Origin of the sequence: Aquabacterium sp. (genome assembly GCF_004297345.1) — a bacterium.
Lineage (GTDB): Bacteria > Pseudomonadota > Gammaproteobacteria > Burkholderiales > Burkholderiaceae_C > Aquabacterium.
Map to the genome: position 1 here is coordinate 1 of NZ_SCTN01000171.1, position 4,668 is coordinate 4,668.

Below are 4,668 nucleotides of genomic sequence, written 5' to 3' on the forward strand. Positions count from 1 at the left end.
GGTGGCAGCATCCCTCAGCCACGCGCAGCACGTTCAGCTGCCTGATCGCACTGCCCGGCCGGCAACCAACACCCGAGCCATGCGCACCGCCTGCGCGAAACTGGCCTCATCCGCCCTGCCCGTGCCGGCCAGATCAAATGCCGTCCCGTGGTCCGGGCTGGTTCGCACGAAGGGCAGGCCCAACGTGACATTCACCCCTTGATCCAGCCCCATGTACTTGACGGGGATGAGGCCCTGATCGTGGTACATCGCGATCACCACATCGAACTCGCCCGGGTGATCTGGCGCGTGGCGGGCCCGCATGAAAACGGTATCAGGCGCATAGGGCCCGCTGGCGTCAATCCCATCGGCCTGGGCGGCCTGGATCGCGGGGCCGATGATGGTCAGCTCCTCGTCGCCGAACAGCCCCCCCTCGCCTGCGTGCGGATTGAGCCCGGCCACCGCGATGCGCGGCCTGGGCATGCCCCAGAGTTGCGCGCTCTGATGCGTGATCCGAATGGTCTCCAGCACGCCAGCCTGTGTGACCTGCTCGATGGCCTGACGCAAAGCCACGTGAATGGTGACCAGCACGGTCTTGAGCGCATCGTTGGCCAGCATCATGCGCACGGGTGCGGGCGCCCGACCGGGAGGGCTGCCTTCTGCCTGCAGCAACTCGGTGTGGCCTGGATAGGGCTCGCCAGCCAGCGCCAGGGCCTCCTTGTGCAATGGGGCCGTGACGATGCCCGCCACCAGCCCTTCCTGGGCCAAGCGCACAGCCTCGCGGATACAGGCTGCCGCAGCCCGCCCGGCGCGCACATCGACCTGCCCCACAGGCGCATCTAGCAAATCTACCGGCAGCCCAGGCGGCACCCACACGCCCATTTGCCCGGGCGTCAAGGTCGCCTGCTGCGCGACCGAACTCAAGGTCACGACCTCCCATTGGGTTGCCAGGCCCAGCCAGCCCAAGGCGCGCCGCATGATATTTGGGCACCCCACCACCATCGCGCCGCCCTCAGCATGGCGCCACCACTTGGCGATGATTTCCGGCCCTATGCCACAGGCATCTCCCATCGTGAGCGCCAGCACACCGGTATTCGACTCAGGAAAAGACGTTTGCGCCACAGTGGCACCCTTTCAAATGGGTGGAAAGTTGACCCGACAGGCCAGATTGTCACCTTGGACAGCAAGGTTGGACGAGGTCTGCCCCCTCGATTGCTACACTCTCGCCCATGACTTGGTTAGAAGAGATCCGCTGGGACGAAAACGGGCTGGTGCCGGTGATCGCCCAGGAAGACACGACGGGTGACGTGCTGATGTTCGCCTGGATGAACCGCGAGGCCCTGGCTTTGACCGCCGAAAAGGGCGAGGCGGTGTACTGGAGTCGCTCCCGCAAAAAACTGTGGCACAAGGGCGAGGAGTCCGGCCACATCCAGAAGGTGCACGCCATCCGCATGGATTGCGACAACGACGTCGTGCTGCTGCGCATCACGCAACTGGGCCACCAGCCTGGCATCGCCTGCCACACAGGGCGTCACAGCTGCTTCTTCCAGAAATACGACAATGGTCAGTGGGTCTCCGTAGACCCTGTGATCAAAGACCCTGCCAGCATCTACAACAAATGAGCGCCACGCCCTCCGCACCAGCCACGCCTCTGGACGTCCTGACCCGTCTGGCCGAAGTGATCGAATCCCGCAAGGGCGGCGATCCAGACAAGAGCTACGTGGCACGCCTGTTTCACAAAGGCACCGACACGGTCTTGAAAAAGGTCGGAGAGGAAGCAACTGAGGCGGTGATGGCCGGCAAGGACATGGCTTGCGAGGCCTCCGAGGCCAACCGCAAGGCTCTCGTTGGTGAATTTGCCGACCTGTGGTTTCACAGCATGGTCGCCATGGCGCACCTGGGCCTGCACCCGCACGAGGTGATCGGCGAGCTGGCGCGCCGTGAAGGCCTGTCGGGGCTGGAAGAATTCGCCGCGCGCGGCAAGGTCAAAACAAGTGAAGGCGGCGCATCCTGATCAAAATGCGCATGTGCTTATGCGAGGCTGACTCGCCGGCACACATCAGAATGACGAGTTTGTTTTCAAGTCGATAGGCTTTTTGGAGAAGATCATGGGTTCATTCAGCATCTGGCACTGGCTCATCGTGCTGCTCATCGTGGTGATGGTGTTTGGCACCAAGAAGCTCAAGAACGTGGGTACCGATCTGGGCGCCGCCGTCAAGGGTTTCAAGGACGGCATGAAGGACGGCACGACCTCGGCTGACGCCGCAGCAGCCCCTCAACAGGTCACCAATGCCGCTCGCAACGACGCCAACACCGTTGACGTTGATGCCAAGAGCAAAACCTGATCGGTCAATCTGCCCTTACCGTGCTGCCGTGAGGCGGTGCGTCATCCATGATTGATTTCGGTATCGACAAACTGGCGATCATCGGCGCTGTCGCCCTGATTGTCATCGGCCCTGAGCGATTGCCCAAAGTGGCGCGCACGGTGGGGGTGCTGCTGGGCAAGGCTCAGCGCTATGTGTCGCAGGTTCAAAGCGAGGTCAACCGGTCGATCGAGCTCGAAGAGCTCAAGAAGATGAAGACCGGGATCGAAGAGGCCGCGCGGGATGTTGGCCAGTCTGTTGAGGACCGCATCAACGAGGCCCGCAACGAGATCTACACCGATCCTCAGGCCGATAGCTACGTCAACCACGAACCCGCGCCCTACTACGCCTACGGCCCACCCGTGCGCAAAAACTGGCGCCTCAAGCGTGGTGCCACGCCGCTTTGGTACAAACAACACACGGGGGTGCGCCGGCATGTGCAGTCAGGCGCGGCTCGCGTAGCGCGCTTTCGCCCCGGCCCCCGCTAAACAGGTTATCGAGTGAGCGATTCCAACAAACCCGACGAGCTCGACGGCAGCGAGCAGCCATTCGTCTCGCACCTGATCGAACTGCGTGACCGCCTGATCCGGGCCGTGATCGCGGTCGGCGTGTGCTTTGTCGTGCTGGCCATTTACCCCTCGCCATCCACCTTGTACGACTGGCTGGCCATGCCCCTGGTTCAGCATCTGCCCAAGGGCGCCACGCTGATCGCCACCAATCCGATCTCGCCCTTCATGGTGCCGATCAAGGTGACCATGCTGGCGGCCTTCATGCTGGCCTTGCCCGTGGTGCTCTACCAGATCTGGGCCTTTGTGGCACCGGGCCTGTACGCCCACGAAAAACGCCTGGTACTGCCGCTGATCGTCTCCAGCACCCTGCTCTTCTTCGCTGGCGTGGCCTTTTGCTACTTCTTCGTGTTCGGCAAGGTCTTTACCTTCATCCAGAGCTTTGCGCCAAAAAGCATCACGGCGGCACCTGATATCGAGGCGTATCTGAGCTTCGTGCTCAATATGTTCCTGGCTTTTGGTGCGGCGTTCGAGGTGCCTGTGGTGCTGGTCATCCTGGCGCGCATGGGCATCGTCTCGGTCGACAAGTTCAAGGAATTCCGCAGCTACTTCATCGTGATTGCTTTCGTGATCGCAGCGGTGATCACGCCACCGGACGTGGTCTCGCAGTTGTCGCTGGCGATTCCGATGTGCCTGCTCTATGAAGTGGGCATCTGGGCGGCGCAGTTGTTCGTCAAACACACGCGTGCGCCGGACAGCGAAGACGCTGCCGCGTCTTCCTGATCTGCTGGATTTGTCAGGACGGTCTTACTGATCGTCCTGATTGCGCTGTTGCTGCACCGGCATTCTGGGGCGCTTGGCCACCACGACATTGAGTGTGAGCAACTCCCCACCACGCTGCACCTTCACCACGGCAGGTGCACCGGGCTTGAGGGCCGCGACCGTCGCCAGCAGCTGCGCGGTGTTGGCCACCTTGGCGCCCCCCACCATCACAACGACATCACCCGGACGCAAACCACCTTGCGCAGCCGGCCCGTTGTGCAGCACGCCCGTGATCAAAACGCCGTCCTTGATCGGCAGATTGAAGGTCTCCGCCATCTCAGGCGTGAGGTCCCGTGGTTCGACACCGATCCACCCACGCGTGACCTGCCCCTCCTTGATCAGGCTGTCCATCACCTGACGGGCGGTAGACACCGGAATCGCAAAGCCGATACCGAGGCTGCCACCCGAGCGGGAATAGATCGCGCTGTTGATCCCCACCAGATTGCCGTTGGTATCGACCAGCGCGCCGCCCGAATTGCCCGGGTTGATGGCGGCATCGGTCTGGATGAAGTTCTCGAACGTGTTGATGCCCAGTTGATTGCGGCCCAGTGCACTAACGATGCCGGCCGTCACGGTCTGCCCGACGCCAAAGGGGTTGCCGATGGCCAGCACGGCATCACCCACCTGGATGGCATCCGAGTCACCAAAGGTGATGGAAGGCAAGCGATCCAGATCCACCTTGAGCACGGCCAGATCGGTATCCGGATCGGTGCCGATCACCTTGGCGGATGCCTTGCGGCCGTCGGTGAGCATCACCTCGATGTCATCCATGCGATCAACCACGTGGTTGTTGGTTAGCACATAGCCTTCGGGTGACACGATCACGCCAGAGCCTACGCCGGACTGAGGCTGGCCCTCCTGATCGCCAAAGAAGTAGCGGAACCAGGGATCGTTGCGACGAGGATTGCGTGCAGCAGAGTTGCTGGTTACCACGCTGACGACTGTGGGGGCGGCACGCTGGGCAGCCTCTCGAAAGCCCTGCGTCGGCACGCTCTGGA

The 4,668-nt window shown here is 62.3% G+C and carries 7 protein-coding genes; 5 read left to right on the forward strand and 2 right to left on the reverse strand.

The features are described from left to right. Nucleotides 1-33 precede the first annotated feature (33 nt). On the reverse strand, nucleotides 34-1,050 hold the full coding sequence (pdxA, locus tag EPO09_RS05765) for a 4-hydroxythreonine-4-phosphate dehydrogenase PdxA (RefSeq protein ID WP_290641107.1): 1,017 nt from the start codon (nucleotides 1,048-1,050) through the stop codon (nucleotides 34-36). A 158-nt stretch (nucleotides 1,051-1,208) separates the two neighbouring features. Here pdxA and hisI point away from each other — a divergent pair, with 158 nt between their 5' ends. The 5 genes from hisI to tatC all read left to right on the forward strand — a co-directional run bounded on the left by hisI (nucleotide 1,209) and on the right by tatC (nucleotide 3,631). Beyond that, on the forward strand, nucleotides 1,209-1,601 hold the full coding sequence (gene hisI, locus EPO09_RS05770) for a phosphoribosyl-AMP cyclohydrolase (protein ID WP_290641095.1): 393 nt from the start codon (nucleotides 1,209-1,211) through the stop codon (nucleotides 1,599-1,601). Beyond that, on the forward strand, nucleotides 1,598-1,993 hold the full coding sequence (locus EPO09_RS05775; protein ID WP_290641097.1) for a phosphoribosyl-ATP diphosphatase: 396 nt from the start codon (nucleotides 1,598-1,600) through the stop codon (nucleotides 1,991-1,993). The genes hisI and EPO09_RS05775 overlap by 4 nt, the downstream gene beginning before the upstream one ends. A 94-nt stretch (nucleotides 1,994-2,087) precedes the next feature. Further along, a complete protein-coding gene (gene tatA / locus EPO09_RS05780) occupies nucleotides 2,088-2,324 on the forward strand; it encodes a Sec-independent protein translocase subunit TatA (protein WP_290641099.1) in 237 nt (78 codons plus the stop codon). Nucleotides 2,325-2,371: 47 nt separating this feature from the next. After that, nucleotides 2,372-2,830 (forward strand): twin-arginine translocase TatA/TatE family subunit, encoded by a 459-nt coding sequence (locus tag EPO09_RS05785; RefSeq protein WP_290641101.1) that lies wholly within the window; start codon nucleotides 2,372-2,374, stop codon nucleotides 2,828-2,830. Nucleotides 2,831-2,842: 12 nt separating this feature from the next. Continuing rightward, on the forward strand, nucleotides 2,843-3,631 hold the full coding sequence (gene tatC, locus EPO09_RS05790; protein WP_290641103.1) for a twin-arginine translocase subunit TatC: 789 nt from the start codon (nucleotides 2,843-2,845) through the stop codon (nucleotides 3,629-3,631). A gap of 24 nt (nucleotides 3,632-3,655) precedes the next feature. On the opposite strand, the gene EPO09_RS05795 is transcribed toward tatC, so the two are convergent. Continuing rightward, on the reverse strand, nucleotides 3,656-4,668 hold a 1,013-nt coding region (locus tag EPO09_RS05795; protein ID WP_290641105.1), incomplete at its 5' end, for a trypsin-like peptidase domain-containing protein.

What these genes read in the sequence shown, in the direction of transcription:
- pdxA (WP_290641107.1), bottom strand. Translation starts at nt 1,050, where the DNA reads ATGGGAGATGCCTGTGGCATAGGGCCGGAAATCATCGCCAAGTGGTGG.
- hisI (WP_290641095.1), top strand. Translation starts at nt 1,209, where the DNA reads ATGACTTGGTTAGAAGAGATCCGCTGGGACGAAAACGGGCTGGTGCCG.
- EPO09_RS05775 (WP_290641097.1), top strand. Translation starts at nt 1,598, where the DNA reads ATGAGCGCCACGCCCTCCGCACCAGCCACGCCTCTGGACGTCCTGACC.
- tatA (WP_290641099.1), top strand. Translation starts at nt 2,088, where the DNA reads ATGGGTTCATTCAGCATCTGGCACTGGCTCATCGTGCTGCTCATCGTG.
- EPO09_RS05785 (WP_290641101.1), top strand. Translation starts at nt 2,372, where the DNA reads ATGATTGATTTCGGTATCGACAAACTGGCGATCATCGGCGCTGTCGCC.